Source organism: Sphaerisporangium sp. TRM90804 (genome assembly GCF_029846175.1).
GTDB lineage: Bacteria > Actinomycetota > Actinomycetes > Streptosporangiales > Streptosporangiaceae > Sphaerisporangium.
On the sequence record NZ_JARWAC010000004.1, the window covers coordinates 1 to 23903 of the forward strand.

A 23903-nucleotide genomic window follows, 5' to 3' on the forward strand; every position below is an offset into this window, starting at 1 on the left:
TGGTGCTGCCGCTCACCCGCGCCGCGATCGCCGTCGGCGCCGACGGCGTCATCATCGACGTCCACCCCCAGCCCGAGCAGGCCCTGTGCGACGGCCCGCAGGCCCTGGTGGACGGCGACCTGGAGGAGCTGGCGAACGTCCTGCGGGCCTTCGCGCCGCTGACCGGCCGCACCCTGGCGACCACGCTGACCCCGGTCGCCTGACCCGAGCCGCGCTTCCGGCTCCCGGACGGCACAGCGCCGGGCCCCCGCGCCCACTCGCGCGGGGGCCGCGCGGCCGACGTGGACGGCGCCCTCGGGCCTCCCGCGCCCAGGGCCGCCCGTTCCGGCGGTGGCGCGGGCCGCCACCGCCGAACCCGCGCCATGTGCGGGCCGCCTCCGGTCAGCGCTCGCCGGCTCCGGCGACCAGGCGGCGGTGGTACTCCTGCGTGCCCTCCGGGAGGGCGTCCGGGGGGAACCAGCGCGCCTGGAGGATCTCGAAGGCGTCGACCTCCAGCGTGCCGCCGGTGACCTCGGCCTCGTAGGCGACCTCCACCCGGAGCCGGTAACCGCTCCTGAGGCCGGCCAGGCCGTGGACGCGGACCTCCAGGCCGGTCTCCTCGCGGACCTCCCGCGCGACCGTCTCACGCAGGGTCTCGCCCCGCTTGGCGTAGCCGCCGGGCAGGCCCCACCTGCGGCCCTCGGGCCAGAAACGGTGCTCAAGGAGCAGGACGCCGCCCTCGGCGTCGCGGACCACGCCGGTCACCCCGACCATGAACGTCGCGTTCCGGAGCCGGACGACCCGCCACTGCAGCGGGCCCTCGATCATGCGCCAGAGCCGCGCCAGCAGTGTTCTCAACGGTGCCTCGCCGATCGTGTTCGCCGGACGACTCGCGTGGGCGGCCTCAGGACTCGATGGTGTAGTGCTGGATGGAGTCGGCGAGCTGGACGGCGAGCTCCTCGGCGTCCAGGCGCTTCTCGATCTGGCGCAGGTCGGCGATCTTGGCGCGGGTCTCGGCCCGGCGCGGGGTGAGCAGGGTGCAGCAGTCCTCGTCGGGCAGCTCGGAGATCTCCAGGGTGCCGATGCGCCGCGCCTCGGCCATGATCTCGGTCTTGTCCATGCCGATCAGCGGCCGCAGGATCGGCAGGGTGACGGCGTCGTCGAGCGCGGTGATGTTCTGCAGGGTCTGGGAGGAGACCTGGCCGAGGGAGTCGCCGGTGACCAGCACGCGGCGGCGCATGCGGTGGGCGACCTCCTCCGCGGTCTTGAGCATCAGGCGGCGCTGGGCGACCACCTGCAGGCGGTCGGCGCCGGAGGTCTTGAGCGACTGCTGGGCCTTGCCGAACGGCACCACGAACAGCCGGCCCTGCGGCTGGAAGCGGTTCAGCGCCCGCACCAGGGCGTACGCCTTGTAGATCGACTCGGACGTGGTGAACGGGATGCCCGAGAAGTGCAGGAAGTCGACCTGGAGGCCGCGGCGGATCATGCGGTAGGCCGCCACAGGCGAGTCGATGCCGCCGGACATGAGCACCAGGCCGCGCCCGCTGGTGCCTACGGGCAGGCCGCCCTGGCCGGGCAGGCCGTCGGTGAAGACGAAGACCTCGTCCCTGTCGACCTCGATGTGCACGGTCAGCTCGGGGTTCTTCAGCCGCACCGGCAGGCCGTACTTGTCGTTGATCTCCCCGCCGACCATGCGGTCGAGCTCGTTGGAGCGCAGCGGGAACCGCTTGTCGCGGCGGCGGGAGCGGACCGCGAACGTCGCGCGGCGCTCGACCTCGGGACGCCCGGCGACCAGCTCCAGCGCGGCGGCGGTGACGGCGTCGGGGTCCTTGGCGACCCGCCAGGCGCGGTGGACCCACACCAGGCCGACCACGTCGGTGAGGCGGCGGGCGACGGCCTCGGCGACCTCGACCGTGGTGCCCTCGGGCAGCAGCACGGCGATGACGCCGTGGCGCTGCCGGACGTCCGCCTTCAGGTCGAAGTCCTTGAGCGCGTGCCGGATGTTGGCCTGCAGGCGCCGCTCGAACACTTCGCGGTTCTTGCCCTTGAGCACGACCTCGCCGAGTTTGAGCAGCACGCAGGGCTCGCCCAGAGCTGACGGGGGCACGACGGACATGGGGTTGCCTCCGGGCGGTGGGAAACGGGCGGGGCCGCGCTCGGAACTCGGATCCGGTGCTCGGCACCCATCAATTTATCCCGGATGAGCAGATGCCGGATCCCTACCGGCCCGGCACACCACCGTGCGGCCGTACACGGCCGCGGCGCCCCGCCCGCCGCGGGCGGGGCGGAGCGCCGATCGTGCGGACGCGGAGAGCCGCTTGGGCCGGCACGGGCGCCGAGCGGGGTACGCCGGCGCCCGCGGGGCCGGTCAGCCGAAGAAGACCTCGGACTCCTTGTAGCGGGACTCCGGCACGGTCTTCAGCTCGGAGGTGGCGGCGTCCAGGCCGACGCGGACGATGTCGGTGCCGCGCAGCGCGACCATCTTGCCGAAGTCGCCGTCGTGCACGGCGTCGATCGCCTGGAGGCCGAATCGGGTGGCCAGCACGCGGTCGAACGCGCTCGGGGTGCCGCCGCGCTGGATGTGGCCCAGCACGGTGGTGCGGGCCTCCTTGCCGGTGCGCTTCTCGATCTCGTGGGCGAGGTGCTCGCCGATGCCGCCGAGGCGGACGTGGCCGAAGGCGTCGAGCTCGCCGGCCTGCAGGGCCATCTGGCCCTCGATCGGGTGCGCGCCCTCGGCGACCACGATGATCGGCGAGTAGCGGATCTTGAACCGGCTCTCGACGTACTCGCACACGCGGTCGATGTCGAAGGGCTTCTCGGGGATGAGGATGACGTTGGCGCCGCCCGCCATGCCCGCGTGCAGCGCGATCCAGCCGGCGTGACGGCCCATGACCTCGCAGATCAGCGCGCGGTGGTGGGACTCGGCGGTGGTGTGCAGCCGGTCGATCGCCTCGGTGGCGATGTTGACGGCGGTGTCGAAGCCGAAGGTGTAGTCGGTGGCGTTCAGGTCGTTGTCGATCGTCTTGGGGACGCCGACGACCTTGACGTCGAGCTCGGAGAGCTGCTTGGCGACGCCCAGGGTGTCCTCGCCGCCGATCGCGATGAGCGCGTCGACCCCGCCCTCGGCGAGGTTCTTCTTGATGCGGTCGACGCCGCCCTCGATCTTCATCGGGTTGGTCCGCGAGGAGCCGAGGATGGTGCCGCCGCGCGGGAGGATGCCGCGTACGGTCGAGACCTCCAGCGGCATCGTGTCGCCCTCGAGCGGGCCGCGCCAGCCGTCGCGGAAGCCGACGAACTCGTGGCCGTAGACGCCGACGCCCTTGCGGACGACGGCGCGGATCACCGCGTTGAGGCCGGGGCAGTCTCCGCCCCCTGTCAGTACTCCGATACGCATGCCGGGTCCCTCCCGATGGGGTCAAAGTCAGACTACGTCGAGCTCCACGGCCGCCGGAAACCGATACCGGCATACCTGCATGTGAGCCGCCAACGCATGGCATTGTGCCCGAGCCGCCAACATTGGTCTAGACCAACGTGTGAGAAGCCGTCCGCGGTCTCGGCACGCCGATGAATCCTAGCCGCTGCCCGCCGCCCGCCCGCCGTCCGGGCACCGCGGCCGGACGCGCGGGGGCGCGGGTCGGTCGGGCGGCGCGGGGACACCGGAGGGGCCGCCCGCCGGGGCCCGGGTCAGGCGGGCAGCGCCAGGACACCGGAGAGCCGCCCGCCGGGGCGCGCGTCAACCGGGCGTCAGGCGGGCGGCGCCAGGACGCAGGAGGGGCTGCCGACCTCGAACGTCTCCGCCACCGGCCCCGGGACGCCGTCGAGAAGGGGCAGGGCGGCGACCGTGCCGGAGCGCTGGCCCGCGACGTACAGGTAGCCGTCCACGAGCGCGAAGTGCCGGGGCCAGGCCACGCCCGCGGAGACCTCGGCGACCAGGGTGAGCCCGGCGGCGCCGCCGGGCTCGAAGACGCCGATCGTGTCGGGGCCGCGGTTGGCGACGTAGAGGTGGCGGCCGTCGGCGGAGAACTCGAGGTGGGACGCCAGGTTCGGGCCGGGGGCCCCGCTCGCCGCCACGTGGCCGATCTCGTGCCACCGCTCGTCGTACACCCTGACCGTGCCGTCCAGCTCGCAGGCGAGGTGCCAGCGGCCGTCGCGGCGGGCCAGGTGGCGGGGGCCGCAGCCCGGCGTCAGCCGCACCGGGCCGCCGGGGTGCGGGGCGGGCTCGGGGCCGAGGGTGTAGCGGCGGATCTCGTCGGCGCCGAGGTCGGTGAGGTACAGCACGCCGTCGGGGCCGAAGGTGGCCTGGTGGGCGTGCGGCCCGGCCTGCCGTTCGGCGTCGGGCCCCCGGCCGCCGCCGGGGAACACGAGCGGCGGGCCGTCGAACAGCCCCTCCTCGTCGAGCCGGAAGAGCGCGAGCACGCCGTCGCCGTAGTTGGCCGCCGCGAGCCAGGAGCCGTCCGGCGCGACCGCCACGTGGCAGGGGTGGGACCCGCCGCTGGACCGCTCGGCGAGCGGGCGGGGGCCGCCGGGATCGGCCGAGAAGGCGGCGACGCGGCCGGCCTCCTCCTCCAGGGCCGCGTACAGCACCGGGAGCCGGGGGTGCAGGGCCAGGAAGGACGGCCCGGGGGCGGGCGTCTGGGCGACGGTCTTGAGCACCCCGCCGCCGTCCCTGCGGGCGACGGTCAGCCCGGGGCCCGTTCCGCCGGTGCCGGAGGTGTACCCGCCTATGTAAAGCACGTCGAGGCCCGCAGTCATGTGATCGAGAATAGCGCCGCCCCCGCGAGCGGAATCCTGCCGCGCCGAGTCTCGGACGCCGGGGCCTCCGGCGGCGCGCCCCCGGCGGACGTGGGCCTCGCCGAGGGTCTGGATGCCGGGCACGCGCATATGCTTGACTGAGTCAACTGATCTGTTGATTGGAGCAACGATGGACGAGCAGATCGCGGGCGTCCGCGCGTTCAACCGCTTCTACACGCGTGTCATCGGCGTGCTCGGCGCCGGCATGCACAACACCCCGTACTCGCTCACCGAGGCCAGAGTGCTGTTCGAGCTGTACGGGCGCGAGGAGGCCGAGACGGGAGAGCTGCGCGGGCCGCTCGGCCTGGACGCCGGCTATCTCAGCAGGATGCTGACCCGCTTCGAGACCGCCGGGCTCGTCACCCGCGAGCGCTCGGCCGCCGACGCCCGCCGCCAGGTCGTCCGCCTCACCGAGGAGGGCCGGGCCGTCTACCAGACGCTCGACAAGGCATCGGCCTCGGCGGTGCGCGAGCTGCTCGACCCGCTGACCGAGGAGCGGCGGCGCCGCCTGCTGTCGTCCATGGCCGCCGTCCAGCGCGCCCTGGACCCCGCCGCCCCGCCGGAGTCGTACGTGATCCGCCCGCTGCGCGCCGGGGACCTGGGCTGGGTGGTGCACCGCCACGGCGTCCTGTACGGCCGGGAGCAGGGCTGGGACGAGACGTTCGAGGCGCTGACCGCGCGCATCGTCGCCGACTACGCCGACGGCCGCGACCCCAGGCGCGAGACCGCGTGGATCGCCGAGGTGGACGGCGAGCCCGTCGGCTCGGTCTTCTGCGTCCGCAGGGACGACCGCACCGCCCAGCTCCGGCTGCTCCTGGTCGAGCCGTCCGCGCGCGGCATGGGCCTGGGCGGGCGCCTGGTGGAGGAGTGCCTGACGTTCGCCCGCGCCGCCGGATACGAGCGCATCGTCCTGATGACGATCGCGGTCCTGGCCGCCGCCCGTCGCATCTACGAGCGCTCCGGCTTCCACCTCGACGAGGAGCACACCGAGCGGGCCTACGGCACCGAGGTCACCCACCAGACCTGGAGCCGCGACCTGTGACCGCCGGCGGGCCGTGACGCCCTGAGCCGCCGGGGCCGTCCGCCAGGCTGATGCGGCGAGGCCGGCGGGCCGTGACGCCCGGGCCGTCCACCCGGCCGATACGGCGAGCCTGCCGGGCCGCCGCGCCCCGGGCCGCGGCGCGGGTGCGCAAACCGCGGGCAAAGATCCGGCCGGGCGCGCTCGTGCCTGGCGGAGCGGCGATCGGGGCTCTGGCAGCATCGGCGGTGCGCCTACCACGCGGCCGTGCGGATCCCGGGGCGACGAGCCCGCCCCCCGGCCATGGGAGACCGCCAATGACGTCGATGATCGTGTCCGCGCCGCCCGCCCCGACGATCAGGACCCGCAGGGCCCTGGTCTTCCTCGACCGCGACGACGGCGCCGAGCGCCGCGGGGCCGCGCGGCCGGGGACCGGGGCCGACCGCCGGCTCGTGCACGCCCTCTCCTCCGAGGGGTACGCCGTGGAGACCGCCGAGGGCGACGCCGGCGACCACCGCCGGGTCGCCTCCTTCCTGGACGCCGTCCAGCCCGGCGACCTGCTGCTGATCCGCTGGTCCACCGAGTCGGGGTGGGGGCGGCGCGAGTTCGGCGCGCTGATGAGCGAGTTCGCCCGCCGCGTCGAGCGCTCGGACGGCGCCGCGCTGCTGCTCGTGGTCGACTTCGGCTGGCTGGTGACGGCCAACCCCGACGGGCCGCACGAGGGGCTGGGCAGGCTGCGGGTCAGGGGCGAGCCGGTCGCGGCCGCCGCCGCGCTGACGACCAGCGCCACCATGCCCGGCGAGCGCCCCGGGGGCGCGGTGTCGCTGACCGCGATCCTGGCCGACGGCATCCTGTCGGGCGAGGCCGACCTGGACCGGGACGGCACCGTCTCGGTCGGCGACCTGTTCCGGTACGCCGAGGAGCGCTGCGCGGAGATCGGCGCCGACCGCCGGCCCTACCTGCTCACCTACGGGGAGGGCGAGCTGATCGGCGTCGCCGCCACGCGCGGCCCGGCGCGCGACCTCGGCCCCGCCTTCGGCACCGCACTGGCGCGGCTGGCCGTCCTGGGCGACACGGTCCCGCCCGCCTCCGCCGCCGAGCTGGTCGGCAGGGTCTACGAGGTCCATCTCAGCGAGGACGCCCGCCAGCTCCTGCGCCGCGCGGCCCTGCTCGCCGAGGACGAGCCCCTCACCCCCGAGCTGGCCCGCCTGCTGGCCGAGGAGGAACCCCCCGCCCCCGACCCGGACGCACGACGTCCCGAAGGGACCCGGCCGGAGCCCGGCCGCCGTCACCCGGGGCAGGCCCCGCCCGACTCGGACGGACGACGTCCCGCAGGAGACCCGCCCGAGCCGGCCCGCCGGGGCCCGGCCGGGCCGGGCAGGAGGGTCCCGGCACAGGGGGCGGCGCGAGGGCGGGCCGGGCTCGACGAGGGCGGGACGGCGGGCGGCGCGGAGCCGGGCGCGCCCGGAGCGCGGGGCGGCGCGGAGCGGGCGCTGCTCGAACTGGCCGACTGGGGCCTGCTAGGGCGGGGCACGCCGTTCGCCGACCCCGCGGTCCGCCGGGAGGCCGCCCGGCGGCTGGAGCCCGAGGAGCAGGCGCAGGTCTCGGCGGCGCTGCGGCGCCGGCGGGCCGCGCGCCGCGCGGTGCGGCCCCGGGCCCGGCTGACCGGCGACCGGTGGACCACCCACGACCAGCTCGGGCACCGCGTGCACGCCGAGGCGGTCGCCGCGTTCATCCGGCACCCCGACACCCGGCCGCCGCTGACGATCGGGATCAAGGGGCCGTGGGGCGCGGGCAAGACGTCCCTGATGCGCATGGTCCAGGACCTGCTGGACCCGGGCGCCGCCGAGGACCGGCCCGCCGAGATCCACCTGGCCCGGCTGCCGCGCGGCACGGCCAGGCTGACCAACGCGCAGCTCCTGGCCGAGGTGGGGGCGGCCGGCGACCGGCACGGCGCCGAGCGGGCCGTCCCCGGCGAGCTGCCGATGCGCGACGGCGACTGGCGGCCGACCGTCTGGTTCAACCCGTGGATGTACCAGAACGGCGAGCAGGTGTGGGCGGGGCTGGCCCACGAGATCATCAGCCAGGTCACCGGCCGCCTCCCGCGCGGCGAGCGCGAGCGCTTCTGGCTCACGCTCAACCTGTCGCGCGTGGACCGCGAGGCGGTGCGCCGCCGGGCCTACCGGCTGGCCGCGACGCGACTGCTGCCGGTGGCCCTCGGCTTCCTCGCGGCCCTGCTCGTCACGGCGGTGCTGGCGTCGGCCGCCCTGGTGCCCGCGATCGCCTCGGTGCTGCGCGGCGCCGCCGCGGCGATCGGGTCGGGCGGCACGCTGCTCATGCTGGGCGCCGCGGCCGTGCGGCTGACGCGGTTCCTGCGCGAGTCGGCCGACACCGCCTTCGGCAGGCTGGTGCGCCAGCCGGACCTGCTCGGGCCGGCGCCCGGCCTGGCGGGCGACCTGACGCCCGACCCCGGCTACCGGGCCAAGACGGGGTTCCTGCACCTGGTGCAGACCGACATGCGCCGGGTGCTGGGCATGGTGGCCACCGTGGAGCGTCCGCTGGTGGTCTTCGTCGACGACCTGGACCGGTGCTCGCCGGGCACGGTGGCGCAGGTGATCGAGGCGGTCAACCTGTTCCTGGCCGGGGAGTTCCCCAACTGCGTGTTCGTGCTGGCGATGGAGCCGGAGGTGGTCGCGGCGCACGTGGAGGTGGCCTACGCCGACCTCGCCCGCTCACTGCCGGTCCCGGCCGAGGACCGCTCGGGCCTGGGGTGGCGGTTCCTGGAGAAGATCGTGCAGCTTCCGCTGAGCGTCCCGTTGCTGGACGACGCCGACCGGGTGCCCGCGTTCCTGCGAACGCTGCTCGGCGTCCCGTCCGCACCGCCCGGCACGCCGGAACCGGCCGCGCCTGCGGCCTCGGTGCCCGATCCCGGCCTGGTGGACCGCATGGAGGCCGCGATCAGGGCCCTGTCCCCCACGGCCGACGATCTGGACGCCGTCGCCCGCCGGGTCCAGGCCGACGCCCTGGAACGGCCCGCGCCACGGGCCCGGGCGGAGACAGGGGACGGCCCCGGGCCGCGACTGCGGGCGAACGGACGGCCCGCGCCGCGCATCCGAACGAAAGCGGCGGAAGGGCCCGCGCTGCGGATCCCCCTGGACGCCGCGGGACGGCCCGTGCCGCGGCTCCGGGCGAGGGCCATGGCGGGGCCCGCGCGGTGGATGCCGGCGAACACCCCGGGTCGGCCCGCGTCACGGGCGGACGGCGGCGGCCGGGACGCCTGGACGCACGGCGGACCGGCCGAGGACCGCGGCCTGATCGGCGGGCTGTCGGCCGCGGCGCGGCTGGCCGCCGACCGTGTCTACGACGACCTGTACAGCGACCAGAACGCCTACGACGCGATCCGGCGGATCCTGCCCACGCTCACCGCCGGGAACCCCCGGGAGCTCAAGCGGTACGTCAACGTCTTCCGGTTCTACTCCTTCGTCACCTACCGCCACACGCTGGCGGGCGCGCCCCGGACCGGCGAGGACGAGATCGCCAAGCTGGCGATGCTGACGATTCGGTGGCCGCACCTGCTCTCGGCCCTGGCCCGGGAGCAGGACTCCGGCCGCCGGCCCCGGCCCCCGGCCCCGGCGGCGCGGGGCAGAACGGTGCTGGAAGCGCTGGAGGAGGCCGCTTCCGGCGACGACGGCGAGTGGGCCCGCGTCCTCACCGAGACCGGGCTGCTGCGTCCCCCCGCCGGCGAGGCCTTCCGCTGGGAGGCCCTGCGGACGCTCCTGTCGACCGCCCCCTCGATCACCCGCATCGCCCGCGACCTGCTGTGAGCGCCTCACCGCCGCCCGGCACGACCCGGCCGGGCGGGCCGGCGCGCGCCGCGCGACGGGCGGCTCGGCCATCGACGGGCGGCGCGCCATGGGGCGGCTCGCCCCGCCGGCGGGCGGCGCCCGGGGGGTTCCCGCCGCCCCGGCCGTTCCGTCACCCGCCAGGCCCGGCCGGGTGCGCGCATGAGGCAGGGCCACGACGTGACGCCGCGCGGCGGCAACGGCCTCGCGACGGCGGCACGCCGTGGCGCACCGCGACCGGCCCCCGTCCGTCGCGGTGTTCACCGGCGCGTCACGCGGTCAGCGCTGCGCCTGGATCATCCAGTGCTGCTTCTCCAGCTCCTGCGTGATCTCGATGATCAGATCCTGCGTCACCGGGTCCGCCTCCTCGGTGGCCTCGACCCGGTCGCGCATCCGCTCGATCAGCATGCCGAGGATGTCGGTGAACGCGGCGATGACCTTTCCGTCCTCGATGTAGCCCCCGTCGAGCTGGTCGAGCCGGGTGTCCCGGGCGATGGTCGCGGAGCGGCCGTCCGGGTTGACCCCGAGGGCCACGGCGCGCTCGGCGACGGTGTCGGCGCCTTCGCGGGCCATGGTGACGATCTCGTCGAGCTGGAGGTGCAGCGTGCGGAAGTTGCGGCCGATCAGGTTCCAGTGCGCCTGCTTGCCCACGAGCGACAGGTCGAGCAGGTCGATGAGCGCGCCCTGCAGGCACTCGCCGGTGATCCTCTGGTTCTCGCCGGTCAGCGGGCTGGTGATCTGGGCCATGAGATATGTCCCCTTAAGCGGTTGTTTGTGCCTTTTACGTGAAAAGCCGTAACCCGTTCCAGGAGTTCTAAACGTTGACACTGTAATCATTGCAGTGTCAGTATGGGGGCATGAGTGACACCTGGACCATCGGCGAGCTCGCGGAGCGGGCGGCGGAGACGCTGCGCCCCGCCTCGCAGCAGCCCAACGGCCGGGTCCGCGACGTGCCCAACGAGCGGCTCATCCGGTGGTACACGACGATCGGCCTGGTCGACCCGCCGCTGACCCGGCGCGGCAGGGTCGCGCTGTACGGGCGCCGCCACCTCCTGCAGCTCGTGGCGGTCAAACGGCGCCAGGCCGAGGGCCGGTCGATCGCCGACATCCAGACCGAGCTCGCGGGCGCCACCGACACCGCCCTCGAAGGCATCGCCCTCCTGCCCGCTCCCCCGGCCGGCCGCACGCCCCCGCCACCGCCCCCCGCCCGCCCGCGCTTCTGGGCGCAACGCCCCACCGCCCCGCCCACTCCGGCACCCGCGCCCGCTCCGTCCCCCGCACCCGCGCACCCGCCGTCGGCCCCCGCCGTCGACGGCCGCCCCCGGCCGGCCGGCCGGCCCGCGCCGGTCACACCGATCGGGACGCCGCCGGCCGGCACACCGCCGGAAGCGTCCCTCACGGACACACCGCCGGAGGCGTCCCCTGCAGGCACGCCCGCCGGGCTCGTCCACGGCGTGCGGCTCGCGCCGGGCGTGACACTGCTGCTGGAGGGCCGCGCCCCGTCGCCCGAGGACGTCGCGGCGCTGCGCCGGGCCGCCGAGCCGCTGCTGGCCGCCGTCCAAGCCCGCTCCCTGGCGACGCCCGGCGACGTCACCCCCGCCACCCGCGACGCCGTCGCGCCCGGCGCCGGCGGGGACCTCACGGGAGAGGCCGCGCGGCAAGCGCCTCTCCTCGCCACGCCGGCGGCGCACGACCGGCCCTCCGACGACCTCCGCCCGTCCCGTTCCGAAGGGATCCAGAGATGAGTGTCCAGATCACCTCGTTGAAGCCCGGCGAGTACACGCCGCTGCCGGACGCCGGGCTCGGCGCGCTGCGTACCGGCAGGGGCAACCTGCCGCTGGAGAGCGTCGACGTGAACGCGAGGATCACCGGCCTGGTCTCGGGCGTCGAGGTCGCCCAGGGGTTCCGCAACCCGTACGACGTGCCGCTGGAGGCCACGTACGTGTTCCCGCTGCCCGACCGCGCCGCCGTCACCGCGTTCCGCATGGAGGCGGACGACCGCGTGGTGGAGGGGGTGCTGAAGGAGCGCGGCCAGGCCAGGCGCGACTACGACCAGGCGCTCTCGGAGGGCCGCCGGGCCGCCATCGCCGAGGAGGACCGGCCGGACGTCTTCACGATCCGGGTCGGCAACATCGTCCCCGGCGAGCGGGTGACCGTGCGGCTGACCCTCAGCCAGCCGCTCCCGTACGAGGACGGCGCGGCGACCTTCCGCTTCCCGCTCGTCGTCGCCCCCCGGTACATTCCGGGCAACCCGCTGGACGACGCGTCCTCGGGCGACGGCGTCGTGCCCGACACCGACGCGGTGCCGGACGCCTCGCGCATCACTCCCCCGGTGCTGCTGCCCGGCTTCCCCAACCCGGTGCGGCTGTCGCTCGCGGTCGCCGTCGACCCGGCGGGGCTCGACCTGGCCGAGATGCGGTCGAGCCTGCACGTGGTCACCCGGGAGGACGGCGTCGTCCGGCTCCAGCCCGGCGAGCGCCTCGACCGCGACTTCATCCTGCGCCTGGGCTTCACCGCCTCCAGCTCCCTGGCCCTGATCCCCGACCACGCCCCCTCCCACGCCGACGGCGAGACCACCGGGGCTCCCGAGGACGACACCCGCACGACGACCGCCTCGGACACTCAGGCCGGCGCGGGAAGCGACGGGGACGGCACGTTCACGCTGACCGTGCTGCCACCGGCGCCGGACGAGCCGGCGGCGCGGCGTCCACGGGACGTGGTGCTGCTGCTCGACCGCTCCGGAAGCATGACGGGCTGGAAGATGGTCGCCGCCCGGCGCGCGGCGGCGCGCATCGTCGACACGCTGACCTCCGGCGACCGGTTCGCGGTCCTGGCCTTCGACTCCGTCGTCGAACGCCCGCAGAACCTGGACGCCGGGCTCGTCCCGGCCACCGACCGCAACCGCTACCGCGCGGTCGAGCACCTGGCCCGGCTGGACGCACGCGGCGGCACCGAGATGCTCGACCCCCTGGAGCAGGCGCTCGCCCTGCTCGACGACGCGACCCGTGAGCGGGTGCTCGTCCTGGTGACCGACGGGCAGGTCGGCAACGAGGACCAGATCCTCGAACGGCTCGGCACGCGGCTGGCGAGCGTGCGGGTGCACACCGTCGGCGTCGACCGGGCCGTCAACGCCGGCTTCCTCGGCAGGCTGGCGGGCCTCGGCTCGGGCCGCTGCGAACTGGTGGAGTCGGAGGACCGCCTGGACGAGGCGATGGAGCACATCCACCGCCGCATCGGGTCCCCCCTGGTCACCGGGCTCACGCTCAAGGCCGACGGCCTCGACGTGCTGCCCGGCACGGTGACGCACCTGGGCTCCCTCTACCCCGGCGTGCCGCTGACGGTGTCCGGACGCTTCCGCGGCCCCGCCCGCGGTGCCCTGGCCGTGCACGGTCTGGACGCGGCGGGGCAGCCGTGGGAACGGCGTCTCGACGGCACGCGGGCGGACGACCAGTCGGCCCGGGCGATCTGGGCCCGCGCCCACCTGCGCCGCCTGGAGGACCGGTACGTCATCGGCGAGCACGATCTGGAGGAGCGGATCGTCGCGACGTCGCTCCGGCACGGGGTGCTGTGCCGCTTCACCGCGTTCGTGGCCGTGGACACCCGCGTCGTCACCGACGGCGGGCACCGCCACCGCGTCGTCCAGCCGGTGGAGACGCCCAGCGGCTGGGAAGCCCCCGCCGAGGCGTCGCCCCTGATGGCCACGCCCGTGGCGTACACCACCGCCGCCACCCCGGCCGTCTTCAGCATGGCCCGCCGCCAGACCAGCGCCCAGGGCGCCCCTCCCAGCCCGAACCCCAAGCCCGCCCGCCCCGCGTCCCCCGGCGCTCCCACCTGGCCAACGCCGCCCACCCCCGCCGGCCCCTCTCCGGACGCACCCATCGAGCCCCACGGCCCCCTCATCCCAGGCCCAGGCGACCCGTCCCCGGACGACCCGAACAGCCCCTTCCCCCCCGGCACCCCCGGACGCCCCTACACCCCGGCCCCTGGCGAGCCCGGCGGACCGCACACCCCCGGCGACCCGAACGACCCGTACACCCCCAGCGACCCGAACGACCCGTACACCCCGGGCTGGCCCGGCGACCCGAGCGGACCCTACGCACCCGGCGGCCCCGCCGACCCGGGCGGACCGTACACACCGGGCCGGCCCGGCGACCCGGGCGGACCGTACACACCCGGCGGCCCCGCCGACCCGGGCGGACCGTACACACCCGGCGGACCTGGCGACCCGAACGGACCGTACACACCCGGCGGACCGGGCGAGCCTGGCGGGCCGTACGCGCCGGGCGGGCCCGAGGGGCCCTCGTGGCCGGGGCCGCTTCCCAAGATCGGCTCTTCCCGAGGCCGGATGGTGATCCGTCCCGTCGCACCCGGCGCGGCCCCTCCCGGCCTGGTGCCGCACTCGCTGGACGCCGCCCGCCCCCAGCTCCTGGAGGAACTGGCCCGCCTGCGCGACCTGCGGTCGCTTCCGGAGGACGAGCGCCGCGGTTACCTGGCCGACCTGGCCAGCCGCGTGGCCGCCCTGGCCGCCTTCCTGGGCGGCGACGGCCGCCTGACCGCCCTGGCCGGCGAACTCGCCGCCTGCGAGCTCCCGGGAGCCCCCGTGGACGTCGACGCCCTGTGGCAGCGCGCCACAACCGTCCTGGCGGAACTGGTCGGCGCCCCGGAATCCCCCACCACCCCGGCCGAAGACCAGCCCACCGACCCCCCTCCTAGCCGCCGCCCGTTCTGGAAGCGCTCCTGATCACACCCACTCCCCCACCCGGCGGCGCACCCGCCGCATGGCGGCGCCGACCTCGCCGAACCGGTACAGGCCATGTCGGCGCCGTACCGGTGGGGCGGGACAGGCCTCAGGGGGAAGGTGCCGTCCGGCACCTTCCTCCGGCCCCCACCGGCATGAGCCGGTCGGCACAGCCGGAACACCGGCCCGGCGCAGGCGCCTCCCGTCCCGGCAACTGCCCCCGCACCACCACTCGGCGCCGATGCGGCGAGCACCAGTACGGCGAAGTCGGCGCCGCCGCACGGCGCTTCACCCACGAAGGCACCGACCGGCAGCTTCCCCCACCAGTCCCCGCGATCGGTGCCTTCGGCCCAGCCCTTCTCAAGGGCGACCCTCCGTCTGACCCGCCCCACGGTGGCGCAGCACCCGTCCTCAGCCGCCGAAGGAATGGGAGAGGGCGAGCGGTCGTCGTCGCACCGCATCCGCGACCGGCTGGTGAGCGGGGCGTGGCGTCGATGGCCGCCCTGGCTCGGACGACTAAGGCGGTTGCCCGCGCGACGGGTGAGATGGACTGAGTGAGGGACGCCCCTTGAAAGCGCGCCGAAGGCACCGTTCCCAGGATGGTCACCGGTTGATGGCAGACGGCGGTGAAATGGTGGCGCTGTAGGGCTCAGGTTTATGTAGGCCCAGGTTTCTGGCGCGGTTCAGTGGGCGGTGCCTGCCAGGTGGAGGCCTACTACGCCGGCGAGGATGAGAAGGATCGAGGCGATCTTGAGCAGGGACGCGTTCTCGCCCAGGAGGACGATGCCCAGTGCGGCGGTGCCTACGGCGCCGATGCCCGTCCAGACGGCGTAGGCCGTGCCGACGTCCAGGCTCTTGAGGGCGAGTGCGAGAAGGCCGAAGCTGACGGCGGCCGAGGCGACGAAGCCGATCGTCGGCAACGGTGCGGAGAACCCGTCGCTCAGCTTGAGCGCGTAGGCCATGACGACCTCGAACAGACCCGCGACGACGATCATGAGCCATGCCATGACGACAACCTCCCGTTAAGGAGCGTCGTCTTCGCAGACCGGGTACGGCGCGTCTCGTCCGGACGAGCCCCGATCGGGGCCCGCATTGGCCACAACGGCTGCGGTTCCACGCGAATTCCCGGCGGTGCGGGCGGCCCTGGCGATCGCACGCGGCGAGAGGATGGGCCGGCGAGGGCGAGGGTTGGTGGTCGGCGAGCTAGGGGCGGGGGCCCAGCTCGCGGTAGGCGGGGCGGAGGATGTCCAGCAGGGGGATGTGGCGGATCTTGACCGTGGGTGGTTCCAGGACGCGGAGGAGCAGCTCCGGCGGGGCCTTGGGGGTGCCGGGGCGGGGGCGCAGGCGGGCCAGGGGTGTGGAGGGGGTGTAGAAGTCGGTCAGGCGGTCCTCGAACGGCTCGTCGGGGACGGATAGCGGGTCATCCTCGGCGTCGCCGTCCGAGGCCGCGGCGGCCAGGGCGCCTTTCTCACCCGCGAGCCCGGTAACGGCGCTCTTCTCGCTGGCGACCCCGGTGGGCGCGCGCAGCGCGTCGAGGAGCTCGTCGCGGGCGCGGCCGCGCCAGGCGAGGACCAGGAACGGGTCGTCGTCGAACGCCTCGGCCAGCAGGTACAGGACCGCCGACAGGTGCTTGCACGGCACGCCCCAGTCGGGGCAGGAGCAGTCCATGTCAAGCTCCGCCGGGAACAGCGGGAGACCCAGCGCGTCGAAGACCTCGACGATCTCCGACGGCATCTCGCCGGCCAGCAGCTTCGCCCGGTACAGCGCCTGCCGGGACAGGGCGTCCTGGACACGGCCCCACGCGGCCTCGTCGTAGGCGTCGATGCGCACCGACACCCGGTACGGCTCGGGCCGTGAGCCCTGCACCCGGGACACCACCAGCCCGGGGCCGAGGTCGAGCCCCAGGACCTGGCCCTTCCTGGCGTACGCGCGGCCACGGCTCAGGCGGCCGGGCGCGCAGACGCGCTCCAGGATGTCGATGAAGCGCCGCGACCACCACTGCTCGCCGATCGTCCCCCGCCGCCCGCGCGCCCGCAGCCCGTTCTCGACCTCGATCGGCGCGGAAGCCTCGAACCAGCCGTCCTTGCCCACGGGCATCTCAGCCCTCCTCTCCCGACCTGCCACACCAAGCCACAACACCCATATCCGTCACCGACCCACCGCAGCAGGACCGGCGACCCGGACCGGGCGCCCTGCCTACACCCACGTCGACCCCCGGCCGATCACGCCGACTCCGGAACACCGCGCCCACGTCCGTCACCGACGCACCACACCAGGGCGGACGCCCCCGATCGGGCGCCACGGCAACCCGCACGTCAGCTTCCGCCCGATCACGCCGACTCCGGAACACCGCGCCCACGTCCGTCACCGACGCACCACACCAGGGCGGACGCGCCCGATCGGGCGCCACGGCAACCCGCACGACAGTCCTCGGGCCGCCAAGCGGAACCGGCATCGCCCCGACCATCCTCATCGTCAGCTCACCGCGCCGGGGCCGAGGCGGAAGAGTTCGCGGAGCTGGTCGGTGGAGAGGCCGGTGATCCAGTCCTCGCTGGCGCCCACCACGCTCTCGGCCAGGGCCTTCTTGCGCTCGATCATCTCGTCGATGCGCTCCTCCAGGGTGCCCGCGCAGATGAACTTGCGCACCTGGACGTTCTTCGTCTGGCCGATGCGGAACGCCCGGTCGGTGGCCTGGTCCTCCACGGCCGGGTTCCACCAGCGGTCCACGTGCACGACGTGGTTGGCGGCCGTCAGGTTGAGGCCGGTGCCGGCCGCCCGGAGGGACAGCAGGAAGATGGTGGGCTCGTCGCCGTGCTGGAACCGGTCCACCAGCTCGTCGCGCCTCTTCTTGGACAGCCCCCCGTGCAGCCACAGCACCGGGCGGTCGAGGTGCGCGGCGAGGTAGGGCTGCAGCAGCGACCCCCACTCGGCGTACTGGGTGAAGACCAGCGCCTTGTCGCCCTCCTGGAGGATCTCATCGGCCAGCTCCTCCAGGCGGGCCAGCTTGCCCGACCTGCCGGCGAGCCGGGAGCCGTCCTTGAGCAGGTGGGCCGGGTGGTTGCACACCTGCTTCAGCCGCGTCATCGTCGCCAGCACGTTGCCGCGCCGCTCGATGCCCTCGGTGCCGGCGATCCTGTCCATCATGTCGTTGACGACGGCCTGGTAGAGGCTCGCCTGCTCGGGTGTGAGCGTGCACCAGACCTTCATCTCCTGCTTCTCCGGCAGGTCCGAGATGATCGTCTTGTCGGTCTTGAGGCGGCGCAGCACGAAGGGGCCGGTCGCGCGCCTGAGGGCCCTGGCCGCGTCCTCGTCGGCCCGCGCCTCGATGGGCTCCTGGTAACGCTCGCGGAACCGCTTGGCCGGGCCCAGCAGGCCGGGGTTGCAGAACTCCATGATCGACCACAGCTCGGCGAGGTGGTTCTCCACCGGCGTGCCGGTCAGCGCCAGCCGGGTGCGCGACGGGATCGAGCGCACGGCCTGCGACTGCCGGGCGGCGCTGTTCTTGATGGCCTGCGCCTCGTCGCAGACCACGCGCCCCCACTCGAACGCCGCGAGCACACCGGCGTCGCGCAGCGCCGTGCCGTAGGTCGTCAGGACCAGGTCGGACTCCCCCACGGCCGACACCAGCTCCTCGCCGCGCTTGCGGGTGGACCCGTGGTGGACGTAGACCCGCAACGAGGGCGCGAAGCGGTCGGCCTCCTTGCGCCAGTTGCTCACCAGTGACATGGGGCACACCAGCAGGGTCGGGGCGGGGCGCTCGCGCGTGCGCTCCTCCAGCAGCAGCGACAGCGTCTGGGCGGTCTTCCCCAGGCCCATGTCGTCGGCGAGGATGCCGCCGAGGCCGAGCCCCGACAGGAAGGCCAGCCACGACAGGCCGCGCTCCTGGTAGGGGCGCAGCGTGCCGTTGAAGGTGCCGGGGGTGGCGACGGCCGCCAGGCGGCGGTCGGCCTCGCCGGAGAGCAGGTCGCCGAGGAGGCCGTCGGCCTGCACGTCGACCAGCGGCAGTTCCTCCTCGCCGCCGTTGACGACCTCCTGGATCACCTCGGCGACCGTCATCCGGCCCGACCGGCGCCGCTCGATCGCCGACAGCGCGGCCTTGAGCTGGCGGTCGTCCAGCTCGACCCACTGGCCGCGCACCCGGACGAGCGGCACCTTGAGCCGGGCCAGCTCCTCCAGCTCCTCCTCGCTGATCGTGTGATCGCCCACCGCCAGGTCGACCTGGAAGTCCACCAGGGCGCCGAGCCCGAACCCCTGGGAGGCGGCCGCCCGGCCCGGAGTGCTCGTGTGCGAGCGGGTGGTGAGCTTGAGGCCGAGCCCTTTGCGCCCGGCCCAGGCGGGCAGGCTGACGCCGTACCCGGCGGCCTGGAGCAGGGGCGCGGAGCGGCGCAGGAAGCCGAAGGCCCACGCGGTGTCCACCACCATGCCGGACGGCCGCGCCTCGCCCAGGGCCCGGTACAGCTCCGGGCAGAGCCGCACGGCGCGGCCGAGCCCGGCCAGCAGGATCTCGTCGGGGCGCTCGGGCAGCCCGGCGATCCGCCCGGCCTCCCAGAGCCGCGCTGCGGGAACGTACAGGCTGGGGTCGTCCACCGACTGCAGCGCGAACTCCAGCTCCCACCGATCGCCCGCATCGCCTCCGCCACCGGCTCCCGCCTCCTGCCGGGCGTCGGCACCGGCACCGCGTTCCGGCGCCTGGTCCGCGGAGGCGGTCAGCCCGGAGGCGGTCTCCCCGGCGGGGATCCGTCCGGAGGCGGTCTCCCCGGCGGAGGTCTGTCCGGAGGCAGCCTCCCCGGAGGCGGTCTCGCCGGAGGCGGTCTCGCCGGAGGGCGGCTCGATGAGGCGGAAGCACACGCGGATGGGGCCGTCCATGCGCATCGCGGCGTCGAACCACTCGCGCAGGGCTCCGCCGAGGACGCGGGCCTCGCCCGCGCCGGCGCCTGGGATGGCGGCGTCCTCGGCGGTGAGGGCGAACAGCCACCGCTCGGTGAGCGGGCTCCTAGGGGTGGGACGGTTGCCGAGCAGGAGCTTGCTGGGCATCGCCAGCCTGGTGGCACCGTCGGCGAGCGCCCCGACGGCCTCGCGAAGAACCCGCGCCGCCGGGCGCTGCTCGCGCACGGCCCGGCAGATCGGCGGCATCGCGACGGCAAGCTCGCGGAACGCGGCGGCGTCCGCGCCGGTCAGCACGGGAACCCAGCGGCCGGCGTACTCGCCGTCCTCGGTGACGAGCTGCGGCAGCACCCGCCCTCGCCGCACCAGGCCACGGGCGCGCTCGGCGACCACGGCGAAGTACCGCAGCGAGGCCCCCGGCCCCCACTCGGGCGGGCCGGGCTCGGCCGGCTCTCCGACCGGGCGCTCCGGCCCGGCCACCTGAACCGACGAGGCTTCTGACCCGGCCACCTGAACCACCCGGGCCTGCGGCCCAGCCACCTGAACCACCCGGGCCTCTGACCCGGCCACCTGAACCACCCGGGCCTGCGGCCCAGCCACCTGAACCACCCGGGCCTCTGACCCGGCCACCCGGCCCTCCTGGACCTCCTGCACCTCCTGGACCTCAGGGACCTCCGGGGCGGTGGGCCGGCTCGCTGGAGTGCCTGGTGGGGTGGTCTGGGCGGACAAGATCTCCGGGTCGGCGGACTCGCCCGCCGGCGGGTCGGGCGGCCGCGCGGGGCCGCTTGTGGACGTCGTGGCCAGGGCGTCGAGGAGGCGGAGTGCTTCGGCGGGCCGCAGCAGCAGGGCCGGGACGCTCCAGGCGGTGATCTTCGGCGCGCGGACCGTCGTCTCGATGCCCGACTCGGGGGACGGCAACGGGCTCTTCGCCGACCCGGGCAGCAGCAGGGTGAGCCGCTCGACGGTGGCGTACCCACCCAACACGGCGGCCCCACCCCGCACGGCCTCGCCGCGCACAGCGGCCTCGCCGCGCACGGCGGCCTCGCCGCGCACGGGGGCCTCGCCGCGCACGGGGGCCTCGCCCAGCACGGCGGCCTCGCCCAGGGCGGCCACCAACTCGGCCGGCTCGGCCGCGAACGGATGCGGCCGGGCCCCGCCGGGCGCCCGCCGGCGCCCGGAGGCGGTCGCTTCGTGGGCCGCACCCGTCGCGGCCCCCGCGCCGTCGCCCCGCGGCGAGGTGTCCTCGGCCCACAGGGCCAGGCGGCCGTCCGTCCACGCCCCGTGGAGCACCAGCACCCGACCACCCCCGCCTGACGACGCCGCCAGAACCCCTGCCCCGTGGGCGCCGGCACCGCTCGTCGGAGGGTGTGGCGCCGCCCTTCGCCCCCGCACGTTACCGGCCGCCCCGGACGAACGGGACCCGCTGGACCGGGCGCCCTCGCGGCCCAGGCACCCGCGGCGCCGCGGCGGGGGATCGTGCTCGTGCGTGGCGACTGCCCGACCTGGCCCCACATAGGGTATATGCGTGATTCCCCAGGCCGACAGGATCGACGTCCTCCTCCTCGACGGCGGTCTCGCCACCCATCTGGAACAGCTCGGCCACGACCTGAGCGACGAGCTGTGGTCGGCGAGGCTGCTCATGGAGAACCCCGAGGCGATCCTGCGCGCCCACCTCGACTACTTCGACGCGGGCGCGGACGTGGCGATCACGGCCAGCTACCAGGCGAGCTTCCCCGCGTTCGTCCGGCGCGGCCGGGTCGAGCACGAGGCGCAGGCCCTGATGCAGCTCTCGGTCGAGCTCGCCAAGGAGGCGCGGGACGAGTCCGGCGGCGGCATGGTGGCCGCCAGCGTCGGGCCCTACGGCGCCTACCTGGCCGACGGCTCGGAGTACACCGGGGCCTACGACCTGGACGAGGACGGCCTGTTCGCCTGGCACCGGCCCCGATGGGACGTACTCGCCGACAGCGGCGCCGACCTGCTGGCCTGCGAGACCATCCCCTCCTACGCCGAGGCCCGCGCGATCGCCCGGCTGCTGGAGACGACGCCGAACGTCAACGCGTGGGTCAGCTTCTCGTGCCGGGACGGCGAGCGGGTCTGCGACGGCACGCCGCTGCGCGAATGCGCCGCCCTGTTCGCCGGCAACCCGCAGGTGGTGGCGGTCGGGGTGAACTGCACGGCGCCCGGCCACGTCACAAGCCTGGTCGGCGGGCTGAGCCAGGTCCCGGTGGCCGCGTACCCGGACTCCGGGCAGGACATCGGCGGGCTGAGCCGGACTCCGGTGGTCGCGTACCCGAACTCCGGGGAGGACTGGGACGCGGAGAACCGGCGCTGGGTGGGCGTGACCGACCCCGGGGAGTTCGCCGAGGCCGCCCTGGAGTGGCGCGACGCGGGCGCCTCCATCATCGGCGGCTGCTGCCGCACCACCCCCGAGCACATCCGCCGGATCGCCGACGCCCTGCGCCGATCGCCCGGCCCGGGGATCGGGAGGAGATAGTGGTCCGCGAGTAACATCCCGGTCATCCGCGAGCACCACGGCGGCAACATTGCCACGGTTCACTCCTGACAGACACCGATCTAGGGCTGTCAACAGGAGGCGCGATGACGTCCCTGCCGCACCCCCCTGACCGACGGGCCGGACGGCGAGACGATGCACCCATGGCCGAGGTATGGCTGGACGCCGCCGCCATGACGACCCGTGAGATCAACGGGTCGCTGCGCGCCCTCCCGAGCGGCAGGGCGGTGGTGACCAACCCCGCCGGCCGGCACAATCTCGCCGTGGGCCTGGACGCCCCGCTGCGGGTCGAGATCGACGGGCCCGCGGGGCACTACCCGGGCGGCCTGGGCAAGCGGGCCAGCGTCACGGTGAACGGCGCGGCCGGGTTCGGGGTCGGGGAGAACCTCATGTCGGGGACCGTCCGCGTGCGGGGCTCGGCCGGGCAGTCCGCCGCCGCGTCCGCCCGGGGCGGGACGGTGGTGGTGGAGGGCGGCTGCGCCTCCCGCGCGGGCATCTCGCTGAAGGGCGCCACCCTGGTCATCGGCGGGGACGCCGGCCCGCTGTGCGGGTTCCTCGCCCAGTCGGGCGTCATCCTGGTCGGCGGCGACACCGGCCCGCACCTGGGCGACTCGCTGTACGAGGCGGTGGTGTACGTCGCCGGGACGATCGCCGGCCTGGGCACCGACGCCGTCACCGAGGAGCTCAACGAGCACGACGTCACCTACGTGAAGATCCTCGCGGACGGGTACGGGTTCGACCACATCCGCCCCGAGGACGTCACCAAGGTCGTCTCGGCCCGGCGGCTCTACCACTTCGACCTCCACGACAACGGGGCGTACTGATGAGCCACACCTTCTCGCCCGAGGTCGTCGCGGAGATCCAGGAGCGGGCCCGCCTGGGCCGCTCGGAGGTCCGCGGCTGGGGCGCCAGGCGCGCCGTGCCCGGCTTCGACGACCTGCTCATCCTCACCGCGGGCCTGTCGCCGGCCCCGCTGGAGGGCCGCAGGGAGCCCTGCGACACCCGCACCGTGCTCGGCACGCGCCACGCCGAGGAGCCCGTGGTGCTCGACATCCCGATCACGATCGCGGGCATGTCGTTCGGCGCCCTGTCGGCGGGCGCCAAGGAGGCGCTCGGCCTGGCCGCCACCATGACCGGCACCTCCACGACCACCGGCGACGGCGGGATGACCCCCGAGGAGCGCGACGCCGCCAAGACGCTCGTCTACCAGTGCCTGCCCTCCCGGTACGGCTTCGACCCCGACCACCTGCGCGCCGCCGACGCCGTCGAGATCGTGCTCGGGCAGGGCGCCTCCCCCGGCTGCGGCGGCGTGCTGCTCGGGCAGAAGATCACCACCCACGTGGCCTACATGCGCGACCTGCCCGAGGGGGTCGACCAGCGGGCGGCCAGCCGCCACCCCGACTGGTCGGGGCCCGAGGGCCTGCGCGTCAAGATCGAGGAGCTGCGGGAGGCCACGTCGTGGCGCATCCCGGTGTACGTCAAGATGGGGGCCGCCCGGGTGGCCTCCGACGTGCGGCACGCGGTCGAGGCGGGCGCGGACGTCGTGGTGGTCGACGGCATGCAGGGCGGCACGGGCGCCGCGCACAACGTCTTCATCGAGCACACCGGCATCCCCACGCTCGCCGCCGTGCGCCTGGCCGCCGACACGCTGCGCGCCCTCGGCGTCCAGGACGAGGTCCAGCTCGTGGTCTCCGGAGGCGTCCGCGGCGGCGCCGACGTCGCCAAGGCGCTGGCGCTCGGCGCCGACGCCGTGTCGGTCGGGGTCGGGGCGCTGATCGCCCTGGGCTGCAACTCCGCCTCCGACGACACCGGCGCCGACGTGAGCCTGGGGTACCGCGCCCTCGGCACCATGCCCGGCTCCTGCACGGCCTGCCACACCGGCGGGTGCCCGGTGGGCATCGCGACCCAGGACGACATGCTCGCCGACCGCCTGGACCCCGACTTCGGGGCCGAGCGGGTGGCCAACTACCTGCGCTCCCTGGCCATGGAGACCACGATGCTCGCCCGCGCCTGCGGCAAGGCGTCGGTCCACGACCTGGACCCCGGCGACCTGGTGGCGCTCACCGTGGAGGCCGCCGCGATGGCCCGTGTCCCGCTGGCCGGCACCACCTGGATCCCCGGCGTCACCGGCTGACCCGG

General features: G+C 75.1%; 15 protein-coding genes, 1 pseudogene and 1 riboswitch. Of the genes and pseudogenes, 8 read left to right on the forward strand and 8 right to left on the reverse strand.

The annotated features are described in order from the left end of the window. Positions 1-203, forward strand: a pseudogene (locus PYR91_RS03785) (3-deoxy-7-phosphoheptulonate synthase); the annotation flags it as partial. A 178-nt stretch (positions 204-381) separates the two neighbouring features. Here PYR91_RS03785 and PYR91_RS03790 read toward each other — a convergent pair. The 4 genes from PYR91_RS03790 to PYR91_RS03805 form a co-directional block, all read right to left on the reverse strand. Continuing rightward, on the reverse strand, positions 382-837 hold the full coding sequence (locus PYR91_RS03790; protein ID WP_279777507.1) for an NUDIX domain-containing protein: 456 nt from the start codon (positions 835-837) through the stop codon (positions 382-384). A 46-nt stretch (positions 838-883) separates the two neighbouring features. After that, positions 884-2095 (reverse strand): tRNA uracil 4-sulfurtransferase ThiI, encoded by a 1212-nt coding sequence (gene thiI, locus PYR91_RS03795; RefSeq protein WP_279777508.1) that lies wholly within the window; start codon positions 2093-2095, stop codon positions 884-886. A gap of 252 nt (positions 2096-2347) precedes the next feature. Further along, positions 2348-3373, reverse strand: a complete 1026-nt coding sequence (locus PYR91_RS03800; RefSeq protein WP_279777509.1) for a 6-phosphofructokinase — start codon at positions 3371-3373, stop codon at positions 2348-2350. 350 nt (positions 3374-3723) lie between these two features. Next, complete coding sequence (locus PYR91_RS03805) at positions 3724-4731, reverse strand: beta-propeller fold lactonase family protein (RefSeq protein ID WP_279777510.1); 1008 nt, start codon at positions 4729-4731, stop codon at positions 3724-3726. 169 nt (positions 4732-4900) lie between these two features. Here PYR91_RS03805 and PYR91_RS03810 point away from each other — a divergent pair, with 169 nt between their 5' ends. Both PYR91_RS03810 and PYR91_RS03815 read left to right on the forward strand, forming a co-directional pair. Continuing rightward, complete coding sequence (locus PYR91_RS03810) at positions 4901-5812, forward strand: helix-turn-helix domain-containing GNAT family N-acetyltransferase (protein ID WP_279777511.1); 912 nt, start codon at positions 4901-4903, stop codon at positions 5810-5812. A gap of 293 nt (positions 5813-6105) precedes the next feature. Beyond that, the gene (locus PYR91_RS03815) at positions 6106-9612 is read left to right on the forward strand and encodes a P-loop NTPase fold protein (RefSeq protein WP_279777512.1); all 3507 of its coding nucleotides are present in this window, start codon (positions 6106-6108) and stop codon (positions 9610-9612) included. A 297-nt stretch (positions 9613-9909) separates the two neighbouring features. On the opposite strand, the gene PYR91_RS03820 is transcribed toward PYR91_RS03815, so the two are convergent. Further along, positions 9910-10377: a DNA starvation/stationary phase protection protein gene (locus PYR91_RS03820; protein ID WP_279777513.1), complete on the reverse strand. Its 468-nt coding sequence runs from the start codon at positions 10375-10377 to the stop codon at positions 9910-9912. Positions 10378-10487: 110 nt separating this feature from the next. Between PYR91_RS03820 and PYR91_RS03825 the strand changes: the two genes are divergently transcribed. Both PYR91_RS03825 and PYR91_RS03830 read left to right on the forward strand, forming a co-directional pair. Further along, positions 10488-11375: a MerR family transcriptional regulator gene (locus PYR91_RS03825; protein ID WP_279777514.1), complete on the forward strand. Its 888-nt coding sequence runs from the start codon at positions 10488-10490 to the stop codon at positions 11373-11375. After that, entirely contained in the window at positions 11372-14371 is a 3000-nt protein-coding gene (locus PYR91_RS03830) for a VIT domain-containing protein (RefSeq protein ID WP_279777515.1), read from the forward strand. The genes PYR91_RS03825 and PYR91_RS03830 overlap by 4 nt, the downstream gene beginning before the upstream one ends. Positions 14372-15051: 680 nt before the next feature. Here the strand turns inward: PYR91_RS03830 and PYR91_RS03835 are convergent. The 3 genes from PYR91_RS03835 to PYR91_RS03845 form a co-directional block, all read right to left on the reverse strand. After that, positions 15052-15375, reverse strand: a complete 324-nt coding sequence (locus PYR91_RS03835) for a multidrug efflux SMR transporter (protein ID WP_279777516.1) — start codon at positions 15373-15375, stop codon at positions 15052-15054. A 19-nt stretch (positions 15376-15394) separates the two neighbouring features. Continuing rightward, positions 15395-15460, reverse strand: a riboswitch (guanidine-III (ykkC-III) riboswitch). Between the two features lie 111 nt (positions 15461-15571). Next, complete coding sequence (locus tag PYR91_RS03840; protein WP_279777517.1) at positions 15572-16465, reverse strand: SWIM zinc finger family protein; 894 nt, start codon at positions 16463-16465, stop codon at positions 15572-15574. Between the two features lie 378 nt (positions 16466-16843). Further along, a complete protein-coding gene (locus PYR91_RS03845) occupies positions 16844-20548 on the reverse strand; it encodes a DEAD/DEAH box helicase (protein ID WP_279777518.1) in 3705 nt (1234 codons plus the stop codon). A 229-nt stretch (positions 20549-20777) separates the two neighbouring features. Here PYR91_RS03845 and mmuM point away from each other — a divergent pair, with 229 nt between their 5' ends. From mmuM to PYR91_RS03860, 3 genes are all read left to right on the forward strand, one after another. Beyond that, a complete protein-coding gene (mmuM, locus tag PYR91_RS03850) occupies positions 20778-21746 on the forward strand; it encodes a homocysteine S-methyltransferase (protein ID WP_279777519.1) in 969 nt (322 codons plus the stop codon). A 161-nt stretch (positions 21747-21907) separates the two neighbouring features. Then, positions 21908-22588, forward strand: a complete 681-nt coding sequence (locus PYR91_RS03855; RefSeq protein ID WP_279777520.1) for a hypothetical protein — start codon at positions 21908-21910, stop codon at positions 22586-22588. Beyond that, positions 22588-23898 (forward strand): FMN-binding glutamate synthase family protein, encoded by a 1311-nt coding sequence (locus PYR91_RS03860; RefSeq protein WP_279777521.1) that lies wholly within the window; start codon positions 22588-22590, stop codon positions 23896-23898. Before PYR91_RS03855 ends, PYR91_RS03860 begins: the two co-directional genes overlap by 1 nt. Positions 23899-23903 lie beyond the last annotated feature (5 nt).

Excerpts from the sequence above, each read along its gene's own strand:
- PYR91_RS03820 (WP_279777513.1), bottom strand. The coding sequence starts at position 10,377 with ATGGCCCAGATCACCAGCCCGCTGACCGGCGAGAACCAGAGGATCACC.
- PYR91_RS03830 (WP_279777515.1), top strand. The coding sequence starts at position 11,372 with ATGAGTGTCCAGATCACCTCGTTGAAGCCCGGCGAGTACACGCCGCTG.
- PYR91_RS03800 (WP_279777509.1), bottom strand. The coding sequence starts at position 3,373 with ATGCGTATCGGAGTACTGACAGGGGGCGGAGACTGCCCCGGCCTCAAC.
- PYR91_RS03810 (WP_279777511.1), top strand. The coding sequence starts at position 4,901 with ATGGACGAGCAGATCGCGGGCGTCCGCGCGTTCAACCGCTTCTACACG.
- PYR91_RS03805 (WP_279777510.1), bottom strand. The coding sequence starts at position 4,731 with ATGACTGCGGGCCTCGACGTGCTTTACATAGGCGGGTACACCTCCGGC.
- PYR91_RS03815 (WP_279777512.1), top strand. The coding sequence starts at position 6,106 with ATGACGTCGATGATCGTGTCCGCGCCGCCCGCCCCGACGATCAGGACC.
- PYR91_RS03860 (WP_279777521.1), top strand. The coding sequence starts at position 22,588 with ATGAGCCACACCTTCTCGCCCGAGGTCGTCGCGGAGATCCAGGAGCGG.
- PYR91_RS03840 (WP_279777517.1), bottom strand. The coding sequence starts at position 16,465 with ATGCCCGTGGGCAAGGACGGCTGGTTCGAGGCTTCCGCGCCGATCGAG.
- PYR91_RS03855 (WP_279777520.1), top strand. The coding sequence starts at position 21,908 with ATGGCCGAGGTATGGCTGGACGCCGCCGCCATGACGACCCGTGAGATC.
- PYR91_RS03825 (WP_279777514.1), top strand. The coding sequence starts at position 10,488 with ATGAGTGACACCTGGACCATCGGCGAGCTCGCGGAGCGGGCGGCGGAG.
- thiI (WP_279777508.1), bottom strand. The coding sequence starts at position 2,095 with ATGTCCGTCGTGCCCCCGTCAGCTCTGGGCGAGCCCTGCGTGCTGCTC.
- PYR91_RS03835 (WP_279777516.1), bottom strand. The coding sequence starts at position 15,375 with ATGGCATGGCTCATGATCGTCGTCGCGGGTCTGTTCGAGGTCGTCATG.